Annotated in this window: 16 protein-coding genes; 1 reads left to right on the top strand and 15 read right to left on the bottom strand. The window is 52.7% G+C overall.

What is annotated here, in order from left to right; genetic code table 11:
• Nucleotides 1-16: 16 nt before the first annotated feature.
• The 5 genes from EVJ30_RS05160 to EVJ30_RS05140 form a co-directional block, all read right to left on the bottom strand.
• Nucleotides 17-1,363 (bottom strand): bifunctional metallophosphatase/5'-nucleotidase, encoded by a 1,347-nt coding sequence (locus tag EVJ30_RS05160; RefSeq protein ID WP_131468288.1) that lies wholly within the window; start codon nt 1,361-1,363, stop codon nt 17-19.
• A 9-nt stretch (nt 1,364-1,372) separates the two neighbouring features.
• Nucleotides 1,373-2,218 (bottom strand): DUF72 domain-containing protein, encoded by an 846-nt coding sequence (locus EVJ30_RS05155; RefSeq protein ID WP_131455923.1) that lies wholly within the window; start codon nt 2,216-2,218, stop codon nt 1,373-1,375.
• Nucleotides 2,219-2,235: 17 nt separating this feature from the next.
• Nucleotides 2,236-3,417, bottom strand: coding sequence for an MFS transporter (locus EVJ30_RS05150; RefSeq protein WP_131455921.1), 1,182 nt, complete (start codon nt 3,415-3,417; stop codon nt 2,236-2,238).
• A 110-nt stretch (nt 3,418-3,527) separates the two neighbouring features.
• Entirely contained in the window at nt 3,528-4,847 is a 1,320-nt protein-coding gene (brnQ, locus tag EVJ30_RS05145) for a branched-chain amino acid transport system II carrier protein (protein WP_131455919.1), read from the bottom strand.
• A 246-nt stretch (nt 4,848-5,093) separates the two neighbouring features.
• Nucleotides 5,094-5,366: an acylphosphatase gene (locus tag EVJ30_RS05140; protein ID WP_070328749.1), complete on the bottom strand. Its 273-nt coding sequence runs from the start codon at nt 5,364-5,366 to the stop codon at nt 5,094-5,096.
• Nucleotides 5,367-5,460: 94 nt separating this feature from the next.
• Between EVJ30_RS05140 and EVJ30_RS05135 the strand changes: the two genes are divergently transcribed.
• Complete coding sequence (locus EVJ30_RS05135; RefSeq protein WP_070328748.1) at nt 5,461-6,843, top strand: alanine/glycine:cation symporter family protein; 1,383 nt, start codon at nt 5,461-5,463, stop codon at nt 6,841-6,843.
• Between the two features lie 35 nt (nt 6,844-6,878).
• Here the strand turns inward: EVJ30_RS05135 and EVJ30_RS05130 are convergent, their stop codons facing one another.
• From EVJ30_RS05130 to EVJ30_RS05090, 10 genes are all read right to left on the bottom strand, one after another.
• Entirely contained in the window at nt 6,879-7,844 is a 966-nt protein-coding gene (locus tag EVJ30_RS05130; RefSeq protein WP_131468286.1) for an L-lactate dehydrogenase, read from the bottom strand.
• Nucleotides 7,845-7,952: 108 nt separating this feature from the next.
• A complete protein-coding gene (locus tag EVJ30_RS05125; RefSeq protein WP_131468283.1) occupies nt 7,953-8,378 on the bottom strand; it encodes a DUF6678 family protein in 426 nt (141 codons plus the stop codon).
• Nucleotides 8,379-8,384: 6 nt separating this feature from the next.
• The gene (locus EVJ30_RS15125) at nt 8,385-8,537 is read right to left on the bottom strand and encodes a hypothetical protein (protein WP_161566946.1); all 153 of its coding nucleotides are present in this window, start codon (nt 8,535-8,537) and stop codon (nt 8,385-8,387) included.
• Between the two features lie 384 nt (nt 8,538-8,921).
• Complete coding sequence (locus EVJ30_RS05120; protein WP_131455909.1) at nt 8,922-9,296, bottom strand: YciI family protein; 375 nt, start codon at nt 9,294-9,296, stop codon at nt 8,922-8,924.
• A gap of 149 nt (nt 9,297-9,445) precedes the next feature.
• Nucleotides 9,446-10,843 (bottom strand): Fe-S cluster assembly protein SufB, encoded by a 1,398-nt coding sequence (gene sufB, locus EVJ30_RS05115; protein WP_070328746.1) that lies wholly within the window; start codon nt 10,841-10,843, stop codon nt 9,446-9,448.
• Nucleotides 10,844-10,862: 19 nt separating this feature from the next.
• Nucleotides 10,863-11,297, bottom strand: a complete 435-nt coding sequence (gene sufU / locus EVJ30_RS05110) for a Fe-S cluster assembly sulfur transfer protein SufU (protein WP_070328745.1) — start codon at nt 11,295-11,297, stop codon at nt 10,863-10,865.
• A complete protein-coding gene (locus EVJ30_RS05105) occupies nt 11,287-12,507 on the bottom strand; it encodes a cysteine desulfurase (RefSeq protein ID WP_070328744.1) in 1,221 nt (406 codons plus the stop codon). Before EVJ30_RS05105 ends, sufU begins: the two co-directional genes overlap by 11 nt.
• Nucleotide 12,508: 1 nt before the next feature.
• A complete protein-coding gene (sufD, locus tag EVJ30_RS05100) occupies nt 12,509-13,777 on the bottom strand; it encodes a Fe-S cluster assembly protein SufD (RefSeq protein WP_131468281.1) in 1,269 nt (422 codons plus the stop codon).
• Between the two features lie 12 nt (nt 13,778-13,789).
• On the bottom strand, nt 13,790-14,551 hold the full coding sequence (gene sufC / locus EVJ30_RS05095) for a Fe-S cluster assembly ATPase SufC (protein ID WP_131443294.1): 762 nt from the start codon (nt 14,549-14,551) through the stop codon (nt 13,790-13,792).
• 172 nt (nt 14,552-14,723) lie between these two features.
• The gene (locus tag EVJ30_RS05090) at nt 14,724-15,938 is read right to left on the bottom strand and encodes an MDR family MFS transporter (RefSeq protein ID WP_131468279.1); all 1,215 of its coding nucleotides are present in this window, start codon (nt 15,936-15,938) and stop codon (nt 14,724-14,726) included.
• Nucleotide 15,939 lies beyond the last annotated feature (1 nt).

Raw genomic sequence — 15,939 nt, 5'->3', positions numbered from 1 at the left:
CCAATCAATAGTTCCCCTATCGTTTTCGGATCACATCATGACGCGCCATGATTGTTTCACGCAGCACGTCACGCAGAAGTTCCGGCATGTAGTAACGCTTCGGCTGGTCCGCCAAATACGGCAGGAGCGGACCGAACGTGAACATGTCGACCGTGGCGACACGATACGTCTGTTCAAGACCGATCTCGTTGCCGCGAAGCAAGTAGCGGCCTTGTTTCACTTCAAGACCGTGGATGATCGGTTGTCCGAGCACCGTTCCGCGAAAGCCGAGCCCACGCACGTGCATCGTCGTGAACGGCTCATCATGAACATCGCTCAAGAACCGAAGCAACGTTGCACCGTCGAGTGTCAACAGGCATGGATTGATCGGGTGCGGACAGATGCGATGGAGCATATTGAGCGTGACTTGTCCGGGTGCCAACCCTTCAAGCAGGATGCCTGATGGAAGGATGCTTACTTCGGCATCACACCAGTCCATTAATCCGTCCGCTAATAATTCCGCAATCGGAGATGGTCCGAACCAATCGCTCACATAGCCTGGCGTGGCGGCAATCGTCACGTCAAGCAAACTCTCAGCTTGTTCATACTCGAACCGCAACGCCCGTAGCGTGTCGTCGTCCTGAACGTGATCTGTCAAGTCATGGAGACACGCCTTCTTCTCTACGACTTGGCCGTCCCGAAGCGATAACTCGACTTCTCCGACGTATTGCCCGTACTTCCCGGCCTGGGCGATCAATACCCCGTTTTTCATGACGCCGTCGTCTAACACGTGGTGCGTATGCGCCCCAAGGATGACATCGATGGCTGGGAACGCTTCAGCGAGTCGCTCGTCGGCGTAGAAACCGAGGTGACTGAGCGCGATGATGACGTCACATCCTTTGAGTTCCTCGAGTGCCCGAGCAGTCGCCGTCAGCGGTGACTCAATTTGCCAACCGAGTTCAGGATACAGCTCTTCATACGGTGCGGTCACGCCGAACAGACCGACACGCACACCGGACCGCTCGAGGACGAGCGTCTCCGTCGCCCAGTCCGGTCGCGTCCCGTCCGCGTGATAGACGTTCGCGAGCAAGACAGGGAACGTCGCATCCTCATAGAGCGAATCGAGCCAGTCGTGCGGGAACGTGATGCCTTCGTTGTTGCCGATCGTCACGGCCGTCGGATTGAGCCGATTGAGCAAGCGGACGTTCACTTGCCCTTTCGTCACTTCCGTCGCCGGGTGTGTTCGATCGGCATGATCGCCGAGGTCGAAGACGAGCGTGTCCTCGTGTCGGCGTTCGTTCAAAAAGGAGACAAGTTGAGGCCAGTTATGAAATTTTGAATGCAAGTCATTGTAATGAAAGATTTTAATCGTACGCACGGCCATCCCCTCTTCCTAAAACAGGCTGATTTGGCTCGGGGCGAGCTCATACTCGGCACCGAGAATCTCAATCAAACGTTTCGCGTTCGGTGCCGCATCCCCGGCTGAGTTGTTGTTGAAATAGACGTAGACCGACTTGGCATCTCGTTCGAGCGCTCGGCACGCCGTTGCAAGTTCTTGCAGTTCATCCTCACTGTATCGATACAAGCAGCGGACGTGACGCCACTCTTGGCTCGTCATCCCGGGTTTGCGGAGCCACCCGGCCGTATTGCGGCCGTGCAGACGGACGACTGCGACTTCCGGGTTCGTGACGACCGGGACGAACGGGATGCTGCTCTCTTTCGTCTGCGGTTCGTCGCACACCGTGTTGATGAAGCGTTGCTCGGTCAAGAACGCGAGCGTCCGGTCGCGAAATGCTTCCGAGAACCACGTCGGGTTCCGAAACTCGACGGCGATGTCATAGTCGATCAGTTCCGCTCGAATCGTCCGCAAATAGTCGAGATGAGGCTTCGAGACGTCGAACCACGGCGGGAGTTGGACGAGAACGGCCCGCAGTTTCCCCGCCTGTTTGAGTGGCTCGACCGATGTCCGGTAGCGCTCGAACAGTTCGGCGAGCGGCAGCTTCGGTTCACGGTCGTGCCCGCTCATTTCCCTGGAAACTTTGACGACGAACTGAAAGCCGTCCGGCGTCTCACGATTCCATTTCTCATAGTTTTTCACAGGTTGGATCGCATAGAACGACGAGTCGACCTCCACCGTCGGAAAGTGGCCGGCGTATGTCGACAGTTTGTGCTTCCGCTCTTCCGGCGTCGTATAGAGCAGGTCGTGGTCTCCCCAACCGGTCACACCGACATAAATCATCGTGTTTCCTCCTCACATTATTGTTCGAACGATGTCTCCGCGTTTCGCTTTGACCAATTGAGTGTCCCGCTAAACGTCACGAGCAACAAGGCAAGTCCCATGATGAACGGATAGCGCATGTCGATATCGAAGGCGATCCCGGCAAGCGTCGGCCCGACGATATTGCCGATACTCATATAGGCGTTGTTCATCCCCATCGCGAAGCCTTGTTCTTTATCCGCCATTTTCGACACGAGCGTATTCAACACCGGACGAAGAATCGAGGTCGACAAGAAGATGATGAGCGTGATCGCGAAGAAGATCGCATACGATCCCGCGAACAGCGAGAACAAGAAGCCGAGTGCCGCGAGCATAATAAAGATGAGCACGACTTTGATCTCACCGAAGAGCGAGACGAGTCGGTCGACGGCAAACAGCTGAACGATGACACTGACGATTCCCGTACCTGTGATCATGACGGCAATTTCTTGCGGCGTCGCACTGAACGTCTCACTGACGAACAGTCCAAGCACCGACTCGTATGCCATGAGCCCAAACGCCATGACCAAGTTGATGACGAGCACGAAGAAGTACGGCTTTCGAGTCGACGACAAGAGTTGCCGTGGCAGCGATTCGGTCTCGTTCGTCCGGACGTAAGCTTCCCGATCCGGTTCTTTCAATAGAATGATCGATGAGATGACGGCGACCAATGAGACGATCGCCGACAAAAGCAGCGGTGCCTTAAGCCCGAACTCGGCCACGAAGCCCCCGATCCCTGGTCCGATGACGATCCCGAGCGACATTGCCGCGGAAATATAGCTATTTCCTTTCGCCCGTTGTTTGAGCGTCGTAATGTCGGCCACGTAAGCAAAGATGGCTGGAATGAGCAATGCGGCCCCGACTCCGCCGATGGCGCGCGAGATCAGTAAGACCGTCAAATTGTCGGATAAGTAAAAGACTGCCATCGAGATGGTGAACCCGATGAGCCCTGAAATGATCATCAGTCGGCGACCGTAGACGTCCGCCCATTTCCCCGCGATCGGTGACATGAGCAACTGCGCCCCGGCAAAGACCGAAATCATCAGTCCGGCGGCGGTACCGCCTTCGCCAATCATTTTTAAATAGTCGGGAATGATTGGAATGATAATCCCGAATCCTGCTACGGCGATGAACATGTTCAGCATGAGAATCGCCAATTGTTTCTTTTGTTTTGTCGTCAACGCACGTCACTTCCTTTTCATCTATTCATTTTACTTGTTGATGAATGGAATGAGCAAACGATAAGACAGCAAAACACCCATCCTGGACCAGAGGATGGGTGTCGTTGTGATTATGAGATGCGTGACTCAGCGAGTGACCCGCTCGACCGCTGTTTCGGTAAGAACAGTGTGACGACATAAACGATCAACGTAGGAACTGCCCAGGCGAGCCCGATCTCAGCCATCGGTAAGTTCGTGATCCATGCAGTCACGGCTGTTGGAGCCAAGCCTTGTGCCGTCTCGAACAACGAGAACACGAGCGCCGTGTAAACGGTCGCCTTCATCGCGACGTGCGGGTTACGTTGAATCCGTTCCGTGACCGAAACGAGCACGAGTGCGATCATGACCGGATACAAGAGCGTGAGCAACGGTATCGCGATTTCAATCAACGTACCGAGACCGACGAGTGAGATCAAGTAACCGAATAACGTTGTCCCGATGACGACTTGGTAGTACTTGAGCGACTCGAACGTGTTACTCATGAACCGTGAGAACTCGGTGATGAGTCCGACCGCTGTCGTCAAACAAGCAAGGAAGACCGCTGCCCCGAGTGCGAGCATGCCGACTTGACCGAACGATGTACCGGCAAACGTTTGAAGGAGGCTTGCTCCGTCAGTAGTTCCCGTGACACCCGTCATGTTCGCTCCGATCGATGCGAGCGAGATGTAGACGAGCATCAAACACGTGACGGCAAGCAATCCCGATGTCCGGAGAAGCGATGACGCTTCTTTTTGATCCGACATCCCGTTCGCTTTAAGCGTGACGAGAACGATTGCACCAAAGACGAGTGCCCCGAATACGTCCATCGTCAAGTAACCTTGTTTAAAGCCTTCACCGAGTGCCCCGAGCCACGTCTCATACCCTGCTGCTGGCGCGGCCGGTGAGCCGAGCGGAGCCACAAGGTTTGTGATCCCGATACCAGCGAGCAAGACGAGGAGGATCGGTGTGATGATCCGTCCGATGATCTCGATCAATTTTTGAGCGCGGAGCGTCAAAAGGAACGTCAAGCCGAAAAAGACAGTTGAACTGATGGCGAGTGTGAACGTTGACGGCGCACCGAGGAACGGCACGACTCCCATCTCATACGTGACCGCTGCCGTCCGAGGAATCCCGAAGAACGGTCCGATTGCCACGTACATTAATCCCGTCAAAAGAAGAGCAAGACGCTTCGGAATGTACCTTGCGATTTGATCAGACCCTCCACCGACCCGCGCGACTGCGAACAAGGCGAGTAAAGGAAGTCCGACGCCGGTAATGACGAATCCGACTAGGGCTGGGAACAGGTTCTCACCTGCCAACGCTCCTAGCATCGGTGGGAACAGCAAGTTCCCGGCTCCGAAGAATAATGCGAAAATCGTAAACGCTAACGGGAATAATGTTGATTTTTTCATACAACTACCTCCACATACATTGTAGTACCTTCCGTATTGAACAAATTCCGACTAAATGACTAAATTTTCTGACAATAAAGCGCTTGGTCTATTCCATTATACACACTATCCTTTTTTTGACCACCCTATCTTTAAAAAAGATGTTTATTTTTCTGAGAAGTAGATTTCCATATAAAAAAAGCTCCCTCTTTTTACAGCAGGAGCCTACTTGTCAACCGAATTCATGTCATCTTTTCAAAAAAATAGTCAATAGCGGATATCGAATTTACGGTATGATGCTTCCGCGATATCCGTTTCTTCGATCTGTTCGACGCCGACGAACCGATTGCCGTCATAGAGCGCTCGTTTGAACGATGCATAGTCGGCCTCGTCCCCTTCGACATGGAGCTCGACCGTACCATCGCTCAAATTTCGGACCCATCCCTTTAGATTCGATTCGATTGCGGTCGCTTGACAAAAATAGCGAAAGCCGACCCCTTGGACGCGTCCTGAGACGATCAATTGTTTAGCCAGTTTCATGCGTATTCTCCTCCTTCATATGAAATAACAGGTTTAGCGAGACGCTGCTTAGGTAACACTATATAAATAAAATAACTGGATTAGGAGTGGTGATGTGGAACAAATTGTGAATATCGTGACGTCGTTTTCGAATTGGCTATGGGGAGTCCCAATCATCTCCCTGCTCGTGTTATCAGGTCTTTACTTGACCATCAAATTAGGATTCTTCCAATTCCGATACCCGCTCTACATAGTTCAACAAACGTTAGGAAGCGTCTTTAAAAAACCGAAAGGCGAAGGCGACATCAGTCCTCGCCAGGCGTTGACGTCGGCGTTATCGTCGACGATCGGTGCCGCCAACATCATCGGTGTCCCGGCCGCGATCATGTTCGGGGGACCGGGCGCCATCTTCTGGATGTGGGTCATCGCCGTCGTCGGGATGGCCATCAAGTTCTCAGAAAGTGTCCTCGCCGTGCGTTACCGCGAGAAAAATGAAGCCGGGGAATTTGTCGGCGGTCCAGTCTACTACATGGCAAAAGGGCTGAAGTGGAAATGGCTCGCCTCATGGTTCGCGTTCGCCCTCATGATCGAGCTCATCCCGAGCATCATGGTCCAAGGCAACGCCGTCAGCTCGGCCGTCCGTGAGACGTTCAACGGCGATACGCTCGTCACCGGCTTCATCGTCGCCGGCCTCGTCGCGCTCGTCGTCTTCGGAGGCATGAAACGGATCGCTAAAGTGACGGAGATCATCGTCCCGGCGATGGCACTCGTGTACGTCGGGGCCGGGTTCATCATCGTCTTGATGAACTTCTCGCAAATCCCTGACGTTCTCGGTCTTATCTTCTCGTACGCGTTCCAACCGATGGCCGCGCTCGGCGGATTTGCCGGAGCCGCCATCGCCGAGACGATCCGTTGGGGCTTCGCCCGCGGACTCTACTCGAACGAGGCCGGTCTCGGGACGGCACCGATCGCGCACGCGGCCGCCCAGACCGACCACCCGGTCCGCCAAGGTTTCTGGGCCGTTATCGGGATCGTCATCGACACGCTCATCATCTGTAGCACGACCGCGTTCGTCGTCTTGTCGTCTGGCGTTTGGACGCGTGAAGGCGCGATGAGCGACCCAGCCGCCCTCACAACAATCGCTTTCCGTGAATACTTCGGGTATACGGGTAGCTTGCTCGTGACGATCTCACTCATCTTCTTCGTCTTGTCGACGATCATCGTCATCATCTTTTATGGCTCACGCCAAGCCGAGTACTTGTTCGGTTTAACGGCCGGCAAAGTGATGAAAGTCGTCTATATCGCCTCGATCGTCATCGGTTCGATCGGTGGCGCCCAGATGATTTGGAACTTCCTTGACTTCATGCTCGCGATGATCCTCATCCCGAACATGATCGCCGTGCTGATGCTAAGCGGTGAAGTAAAACGACTGACGACTGAATTCTTCTCGTCTGAAAAATATTACAAGAAAGACGTCGCCGAGAAAAAGGCGTCGTAATAACGAACCCGGCTGCATTGGCAGCCGGGTTTTTGTTATGAACTTGTCTCGATCTTATCAATCGCTTGGCGAATCCGTCCGACCGAGGCGTCGAACTGTTGTTGCTCTTCAGCCGTCAAGTCGATCTCGATGATTTGACTGATACCGCTCCGGTCGATCAAGGCAGGTACCCCGATATGGAGGTCGGAGGCGCCGTATTCCCCGTCGAGGTGGGCGCCGATCGTCACGACCGTGTTCTCGTTCCGGACGATGGCCCGGACGATGCGCAGCAAGCCGAGGCCGATCGCGTAATAGGCCGCACTCTTATAGCCGATGATTTGGTTCGCGGCATCGCGCACTTCTTGATAGATCGCGTCTAAATCCTCTTGGTGATATGATTCATTGTCTGCGAGCAGTTGCTTCATGGATTTCCCGTAAATCCGGGCGTTGTCCCAGGCGACGAAACCACCGGCACCATGTTCGCCCATATAATAGACGTGACAGTTGCGCGACGACAAGTCGAAGTACTCGCCGAGCTTAAAACGCAGACGTGCCGTATCGAGCACCGTCCCTGAGCCGATGACGCGGTGTTTCGGCAAGCCCGACGCTTTCCAGGCGACGTGGGCCATCACGTTGACCGGGTTCGTCGCAACGACGATGATCCCGTCAAAGCCGCTCGCCATGATTTGTTCTGTCACGTCACGGACGACGATAGCGTTTTGCCCCGCGAGGTCCATCTGTGTCTGCCCGAGCTTTTGGGCGGCGCCTGCCGTGATGATGACGATGTCGGCGTCACGGCAATCCGTGTAATCCCCTGCCCAAATCCGGACCGGGCTCGGTGCGAACGAGATGCCGTGGTTCAAGTCCATCGCCTCCCCTTCCGCTTTCGCGTGGTTCGAGTCGATCAAGACGAGCTCTTCACAAAGTGCCGCCATCGATAATTGGTAAGCAAAACTGATGCCGACCCAGCCGGCACCGACGACAGCGATGCGGGTAATGTCTTTTGGATCAATTGTTTCCATTCAATCATTCCTCCCTAAAAACAGTCTCTCTTTTAGCATACCCGACTCTTAGCTGTTTCACGACAATAACTAAACAATCAGTATATACGAAATAAATACAGAATTACGCTATGCATCAAGTTTCGGTTCAAATATTCCCGTATCTCGAACATAGCCAAAAATTTGAATCATTTCATTGTCCTGTATGAACGGGATTCGTTCTTTCGTTAAAATAGATATAAGTTCATCGATCATATCACATACGTCTGGTTCGACGATAGCTCCCTTATAGACCAACACCTTTGGTCGCAATCGAATCCATTCGATTGAAGAGGTAGGATAAGGAAATCCATCATCCCAATCACCTGATTCATAAGCCGTCTTCGATAAAAACTCAGGATCAGGTGTGTCCTCTAATACATATTTGGTTTGATAAGGAGGTTCAAATAGGAATGTATTTGCTACCGCTCTCCTCAGTTCCCCCCACTTTGTCTTGTTCATCACCGATGTCAATTGCCGCTCTTCTATTTCTTGTAACTCTTTTTGTCGGTCCATCGCTGTTCATCCTTTCTCACATGCGAGTTCTAAGCGCTTGATTGCCCGCAACACATCTTCACGGTTGTGCTTTTGCTTCATCCACTTGGGCAAGCGACTCTCAATACTGCGGTTCGCGCCGTCGCTTGTCCGAACACTCGCTTCCACGTACTGTCTCATATACGCGAGGTGCTCCTGATTATAAGCCCATAGGACATGACCACAACAACCAGTTTGCAGATAGAGCGGCAATCTGAAATGTACATCGAAAGCTCCGCCGATGTATTTCGTACCGCTCTGCTTCATTTGTAGATAACCGCACTGAAAACAGCTCAAGCGTACCTCATTAGCCTTCTCCATAACGTCCGCTCGTCCCCCACAACGTGGACAAATCACGACCATCTGACCCATGAATGTCTCAAGTTCTCTGCTCTCTAGTGAAAATCGATTTGTCACGTCATCGCCTCCTCATTTCATTATACAAAAAACCAGCGAAACTAAGCTCGCTGGTCAAGGTAGTGGACTATTAAATCAATTGTTACATCTCAAACTTGACGAGACCGTTCACTCTCTTTCCCAATAATAGTGAACCGGCCGAATTTCAATCCTCCAGCCTAACGATTCCGCTTCGGGCACTTGGGTCGTCGGATGGATGGAAGCGATTCTGACCGCGTCCTCTATGTCCGCCGCTTCAATCAAAAAAGTACTTCCTACTACTTCCTTTGACCCCAAGACTGGTCCATCCGTTATCTTGATCTGATCAGCATGACGCTTGACTTCTTTCATACTCGCTTCAAGCCCAATATCTAATACAACCTGCTCACTTGCATAAAACTGATGTAAGTATGGTTCACAAGTAGCCATGATTCGGTCTATTTCATGGTCCGTCTTTTCATTCATTTTTTCAGCATTGAAATAGCCTGTTACCAAAAACATCATGTTCGCTTCTCCTCTCGGGTCGAGTATATGTTTCACTACTTTATTCCCTAGTTCAGGTCGAAATAGCTCCTATGAAACGAGAGGGGTTCAATCCAAAAAAGACGGTTGACATGATTTCATGTCAACCGTCTTTATCTACATATTCAGGATTATCCGATCGATCCTTCCATCTCAAACTTGATGAGACGGTTCATTTCGACGGCGTATTCCATTGGCAATTCTTTCGTGAACGGCTCGATGAAGCCCATGACGATCATCTCGGTCGCTTCTTCTTCCGAGATCCCACGGCTCATGAGGTAGAAGAGTTGCTCTTCTGACACTTTCGAGACTTTCGCTTCGTGCTCGAGCGAGACTTGGTCGTTCAAGATCTCGTTGTACGGGATCGTGTCCGACGTCGACTCGTTGTCCATGATGAGCGTGTCACATTCGATGTTCGAACGGGCACCTTTCGCCTTACGGCCGAAGTGGACGATTCCGCGATACGAGACTTTTCCGCCTTGTTTCGAGATCGACTTCGAGACGATCGACGACGACGTGTTCGGCGCGAGGTGAATCATCTTCGCCCCAGCGTCTTGGTGCTGCCCTTTACCGCCGAGTGCGATCGAGAGCGTCATTCCACGTGAGCCTTCACCTTTTAAGATGACGGCTGGGTACTTCATCGTGAGTTTCGATCCGATGTTGCCATCGATCCACTCCATCGACGCGCCGGCTTCACAGACGGCACGCTTCGTGACCAAGTTATAGACGTTATTCGCCCAGTTTTGGATCGTCGTATAGCGGCAATATGCGTCTTTGTTGACGAAGATCTCGACGACAGCAGAGTGAAGCGAGTTCGTCGTGTAGACCGGTGCCGTACATCCTTCGACGTAATGGACCGAAGCGCCCTCGTCGACGATGATGAGCGTCCGCTCGAATTGACCCATGTTTTCCGAGTTGATCCGGAAGTAGGCTTGGAGCGGTTGCTCGAGTTTCACGCCTTTTGGCACATAGATGAACGAGCCACCTGACCAGACGGCCGAGTTGAGTGCCGAGAACTTGTTGTCCGTCGGCGGGATCAATTTCCCGAAATACTCACGGAACAAGTCTTCGTTTTCTTTCAAAGCAGTGTCCGTATCTTTGAAGATGACACCTCTTTCTTCGAAGTCTTCTTGCATACTATGGTAGACGACCTCTGACTCGTACTGAGCCGAGACACCTGCCAAGTATTTTTGTTCCGCTTCGGGGATTCCCAGCTTATCAAACGTCCGTTTGATTTCTTCAGGAACCTCGTCCCACGAGTGCTCCGTCTTCTCAGACGGTTTGACGTAGTACGTGATCTCATCAAAATCAAGTGACGTGAGATCGCCGCCCCATGTCGGCATCGGCATCTTCCGGAACTGTTCGAGTGATTTTAAACGGAACTCGAGCATCCATGCCGGTTCTTCTTTCATGTTCGAGATCGTTTCAACGATTTCTTTCGTCAAGCCGCGGCCTGAACGGAAAATCGAGATGTCTCGATCATGGAAGCCATATTTATAATCGCCAACGTCTGGCATATTTTTCGCCATATCGGTCTCCTCCTTCTACTTACGCTTCCTCGTCGACTCCCTTTTCAAGTGCTTTCCACGCGAGCGTGGCGCACTTGATGCGAGCCGGAAACTTTGAGACACCAGACAACGCTTCGATGTCGCCTAGGTCGAACGTGTCTGTATCGTAGTCTTTCCCTTGGACCATCTGTGAAAAGATGTTGGCCAGTTGGAGCGCTTCGTCTACAGACTTGCCTTTTACGATTTGGGTCATCATCGATGCCGAGGCGAGACTGATTGAACAGCCTTCCCCTTCGAACTTGGCATCTTTCACGATTCCGTCTTCGACTTGAAGTTGGAGTCGGAGTGAATCCCCGCACGTCGGGTTGTTCAAATCGATCGTCACGCCATCTTCGATGACGCCACGGTTTCTTGGGTTTTTATAATGATCCATGATGACTTGTCGGTACAACATGTCGAGGTTGTTAAAACTCATAATTGAAATACTCCTTCGTTTGACGTAACCCTTCGATGAAGCGATCGACTTCATCTCGTGTGTTATACAAGTAGAAGCTCGCTCGGGCAGTCGATGATTGCTTCAGGAGGCGCATGAGCGGCTGGGCACAGTGATGACCGGCCCGTACCGCGACCCCTTGCATATCTAAGACGGTCGCAAGGTCGTGGGCGTGGACGTCGTTCAAGTTGAACGTGACGAGCCCAACGCGCTCCTCAGGACCGAAGATTTCGATCCCTTCGATCGTACGCATCTGTTCGATGGCGTACGTCACGAGCGCCCGTTCGTGTGCCTCGACATTCTCGAGACCAAGGTCTTCTAAAAAGTCGATGGCGGCAGCCAAACCGACGGCACCGGCGATGATCGGTGTTCCCGCTTCAAAGCGGTACGGGATGTCTTTCCACGTCGACTCATACAAGTCGACGTAATCGATCATCTCGCCGCCGAACTCGACCGGCTCCATGTTTTTAAGCAGCTGTTTCTTCCCGTACAAGACACCGATCCCGGTCGGACCGAGCATCTTATGGCCGGAGAAGGCAAGGAAGTCACAATCGAGCGCTTGGACGTCAAGCTTCCGGTGCGGTACGCTCTGCGCCGCATCGACGACCATGACCGCGCCTTTTTCGTGGGCGAGTTTCGCCACTTCCGCGATCGGGTTGATCGTGCCGAGCACGTTCGAGACGTGGCTCATGGCGACGATCTTCGTCCGGTCCGACAACACTTCCCTTACCGCGTCGAGCGTGATCCGGCCGTCTGGCGTCATTTCGACGTAACGGAGTTTCGCACCTGTGCGCTTGGCGAGCTGTTGCCACGGAATCAAGTTCGCGTGGTGCTCCATCGGTGTGAGAACGATCTCATCTCCCGCGCTGACGTTGGCGTCCCCGTAACTTGAAGCGACAAGGTTAATCGCCGTCGTCGTCCCCCGCGTGAAGATGATCTCTTCCGGTACTGAGGCGTTGATGAATGAACGGACACGCTCCCGTGCCCCTTCATACGCATCCGTCGCGTGCGTGCCGAGCGTATGGACGCCACGGTGCACGTTCGAATGGATACGGCGATAGTAATCCTCGATCGCCTCGATGACAGCAAGCGGTTTTTGGGAGCTCGCCGCACTGTCGAGATAGACGAGCGGATGGCCGTTGATTTCCTGATCTAAAATCGGGAACTGTTTACGAATCGAGGCATCAATCATCTTAACGCACTTTCCCTTCGATGACTTCACGGAGACGGTCTTTGACCGACTCGATCGCGAGTTGCTCGACGACCGGGTTCAAGAATCCGTGAATGATTAAACGTTCAGCTTCTTTACGCGACAGACCGCGGCTCATCAAGTAGTACAACTGAATGTCGTCGACGCGTCCGACTGAAGCGGCATGGCCGGCCATAACGTCATCCTCATCGATGAGGAGGATCGGGTTGGCGTCGCCCCGTGCTTTTTCAGACAACATGAGGACGCGTTCCGTTTGGACACCGTTCGACTTCGAGGCACCGTGATGAATCATCGATGTCCCGCTGAAGATCGCCGTTGCCGAGTCTTTTTGAACACCGTGGATCAAGATGAATCCTTCCGACGACTTCCCAAAGTGGTCGGTCCGGATGTTGAAGTTTTGTTTCTGTGCGCCACGACCGATCGTGACCGCTTTCGTGTTCGAGTACGTGTTGTCTCCGACGAGATGCGTCTTCGTCTCGACGAGCGAGTTGCCGTCGTTCATATGTCCGAGTGCCCAATCAAGATGAGCGTTCTCGTAGACGACACCGCGGCGGTTCATGAACGTGAGTGCTGACTCAGCGAGCTGGTCGACCCCACCGAATACGACTTTCGCGTTCGCTCCGACGAACACTTCCGTCACGGCGTTGACCGTGTGCGGCTCATTCGTGTTCGACAAGAAACTTTCGACATACGTCACTTCACTGCCTTCGTCGGCGACGACGATCGTGTGATGGTACAACGAACCATTCGCTTGTTCCATCGTGAAGATGGCTTGGAGCGGGTCTTTCAATTGCATGTTTTTCGGGACGTACAAGAAAGCCCCACCGTTCGTGAGCGCTGCGTTCAAGGCCGACAAGCGATCTTCGTCAACACGAACGCCTTCTGTCATGAAGTATTTCTCGACGAGGTCCGGATGTTGTTCCATCGCTTGTTGGATTCCCATGAACAAGACGCCTTCCGGCATCGTAAGTTCGTTATAGACGACATGACCGTTGCGTTCAACGAGCACGTTTGTCCGGTGGTCTCCGAGCAATGCTTCGATTTCAGGCGTCAACCCGTCAAGCTTCGCGAGTTCGACGTCTCCGCTTGTGAAATCCCATTTATCAATCTTGATCTTTTCAACTTTAGGCAAGGCGAGAGTCGGCGCAAGTTCTGCTGCTTCTTTACGTCGGTTGACCATCCATGCTGGTCCACCGAGCGCCTCTGCACGTGCCGCTACTGCTTGTGCATCTAATTCAAATTGTACGGTCATCGTACAGCCCCCTTACGCTTCTGTGTCTACTGTCATCCCAAGATCTTGCTTCACCCAGTCGTAACCTTCTGCTTCGAGTCGTTGTGCGAGCTCTTTGCCACCCGACATGACGATTTTCCCGTCGATCATGATGTGGACGAAGTCTGGCTCGATATAGTTGAGGAGACGCTGATAGTGCGTGATGATCAAGCAACCGAACTCTTCAGTGCGCATTTCGTTGACGCCTTTGGCGACGACTTTGAGCGCATCGATATCAAGACCTGAATCGATCTCGTCAAGAATCGCGATGTTCGGTTTGATCATCATCATTTGAAGGATCTCGTTACGTTTTTTCTCTCCGCCCGAGAAGCCTTCGTTCAAATAGCGGTGTGCCATTTCTGAAGGGATCTCAAGAACGCCCATCTTCGAATCGAGTTCGCGGATGAATTTCATAAGTGAGATCTCTTCGCCTTCTTCACGGCGCGAGTTGATCGCTGAACGCAAGAAGTCGGCGTTCGTGACACCGCTGATTTCAGCCGGATATTGCATCGCGAGGAACATGCCTGCTTGCGCGCGTTCGTTCACTTCCATCTCGAGGACGTCTTCTCCGTTCAAGTCGACGCTTCCTCCTGTCACTTCGTACAATGGATGACCCATGAGGGCAGATGCGAGTGTTGATTTACCAGTCCCGTTAGGACCCATGATGGCGTGAATTTCGCCACCTTTAATTTCAAGATTAAGACCTTTGACGATCTCTTTTCCTTCGATTGAGACGCGGAGGTCATCAATTTTCATGTGTGGTACGTTAGACATTCGGATACCCCTTCCGTTTTCTCGCCATTTGTGGCGTAGATTAGATATATTCTAATCTTAATCTAGGCAATTTTTTATTTCAAGCGACTCACCTTATATTTCATTCTCAATAGAACATAAATGTTGAGAATGAGAACATCGGGAAATCAAGATATTATCCAACATTTTCCTCGACTTGAGCCGAATTCGCTTGTTTTTCCCGTAGCGCGCCGGTGAAGAAAAAGGCGCCACACGCGGTCAGAACGGCTAGGCTCCCAAATACAGGGAGCGACGCGTTGTCGAAGCCGTCGAGCAGCAGTCCGCCGATGACCGGCCCGATCGATTGACCGAGTGCCGTCAACCCCATCGCCCCGAAATACGTGCCACGCAAATGTTCCGGTGCCAACTCGTCCGTCAACACGTCCGTCATCGTGAACATGAGCACTTCCCCGACCGTGAAGATGACCATCGCGACGAACAATACCCACACCTCGGCAGCGAAGCCGATCAATAACAGCCCAATCGAGAGCGTCGCGATCCCAAAGAACAGCGACTTGATCGGCGAGACGCGAATGCCGAACCGCATGATCGGATACTGCACGATGAGCACGGTGATCGCGTTGACCGTCAACAGATAAGCGAACAGGCGCGACCCGTCACTGAATCCGTCGTGAAACGCGATGAACTGCGGCAACGTCGAATTGAATTGACTGTAGCCGATGATGGCGAAGATCATGCCGATGATGACGAAGCGGAACGTCTTGTCTTCTTTTAACACACGGAACGTCTCCGTCAGGCGCGGCCGGACTTTGACGCCGTCCCCTTCTTCAAACGGATATTTCCGGAACAACGTCGAGATGACGAGGCCGTAAAGGACATAGACGGCGGTCACGACGAAGAACGCGCTCTTCGCTCCCGTAAGTGATAAGACGACCGCAAGGAGCGGTCCGATCGCCGCAGCGATGTTGATCATGAAGTAGCGCACGTTATAGACGATGACACGCTGGTCAGGTTGCGTCGTGTCGCTGATCAAGGCCCGAGACGCCGGTTCAAGGAATGAACGTGAAACGCCCATCAATACCGAAAATATGTAAAACCAAATCAACTCGGTCGCGAGCGCGAAGCCGGTGAACGTCAAAGCGTTCAAGCCGATACCGATCAACATCAGCTGCTTGCGCCCGTAGCGGTCAGACAGCGTCCCCCCGAAAAAGCTCATAAATAGACCGGATAATGCCGACGTCGCGAACACCGTCCCGATCACGCTCGCCGAGAAACCGAGCGTCGCGAGATAAATCGCAAAAAACGGCATGACAAAAAACGTCGACAGCCGTGCAAAAAATGTACCGAACAAGACGCCTAGCGTCAGCGGATGAATCTGTCGTATGCTCACC

This window comes from Exiguobacterium sp. SH5S13, from assembly GCF_004337085.1.
In the GTDB taxonomy this organism is placed as follows: Bacteria; Bacillota; Bacilli; order Exiguobacteriales; family Exiguobacteriaceae; genus Exiguobacterium; species Exiguobacterium aurantiacum_A.
The sequence above is the reverse complement of the archived record's forward strand: the minus strand, read 5'-3'. Positions and strand labels throughout refer to the sequence as shown.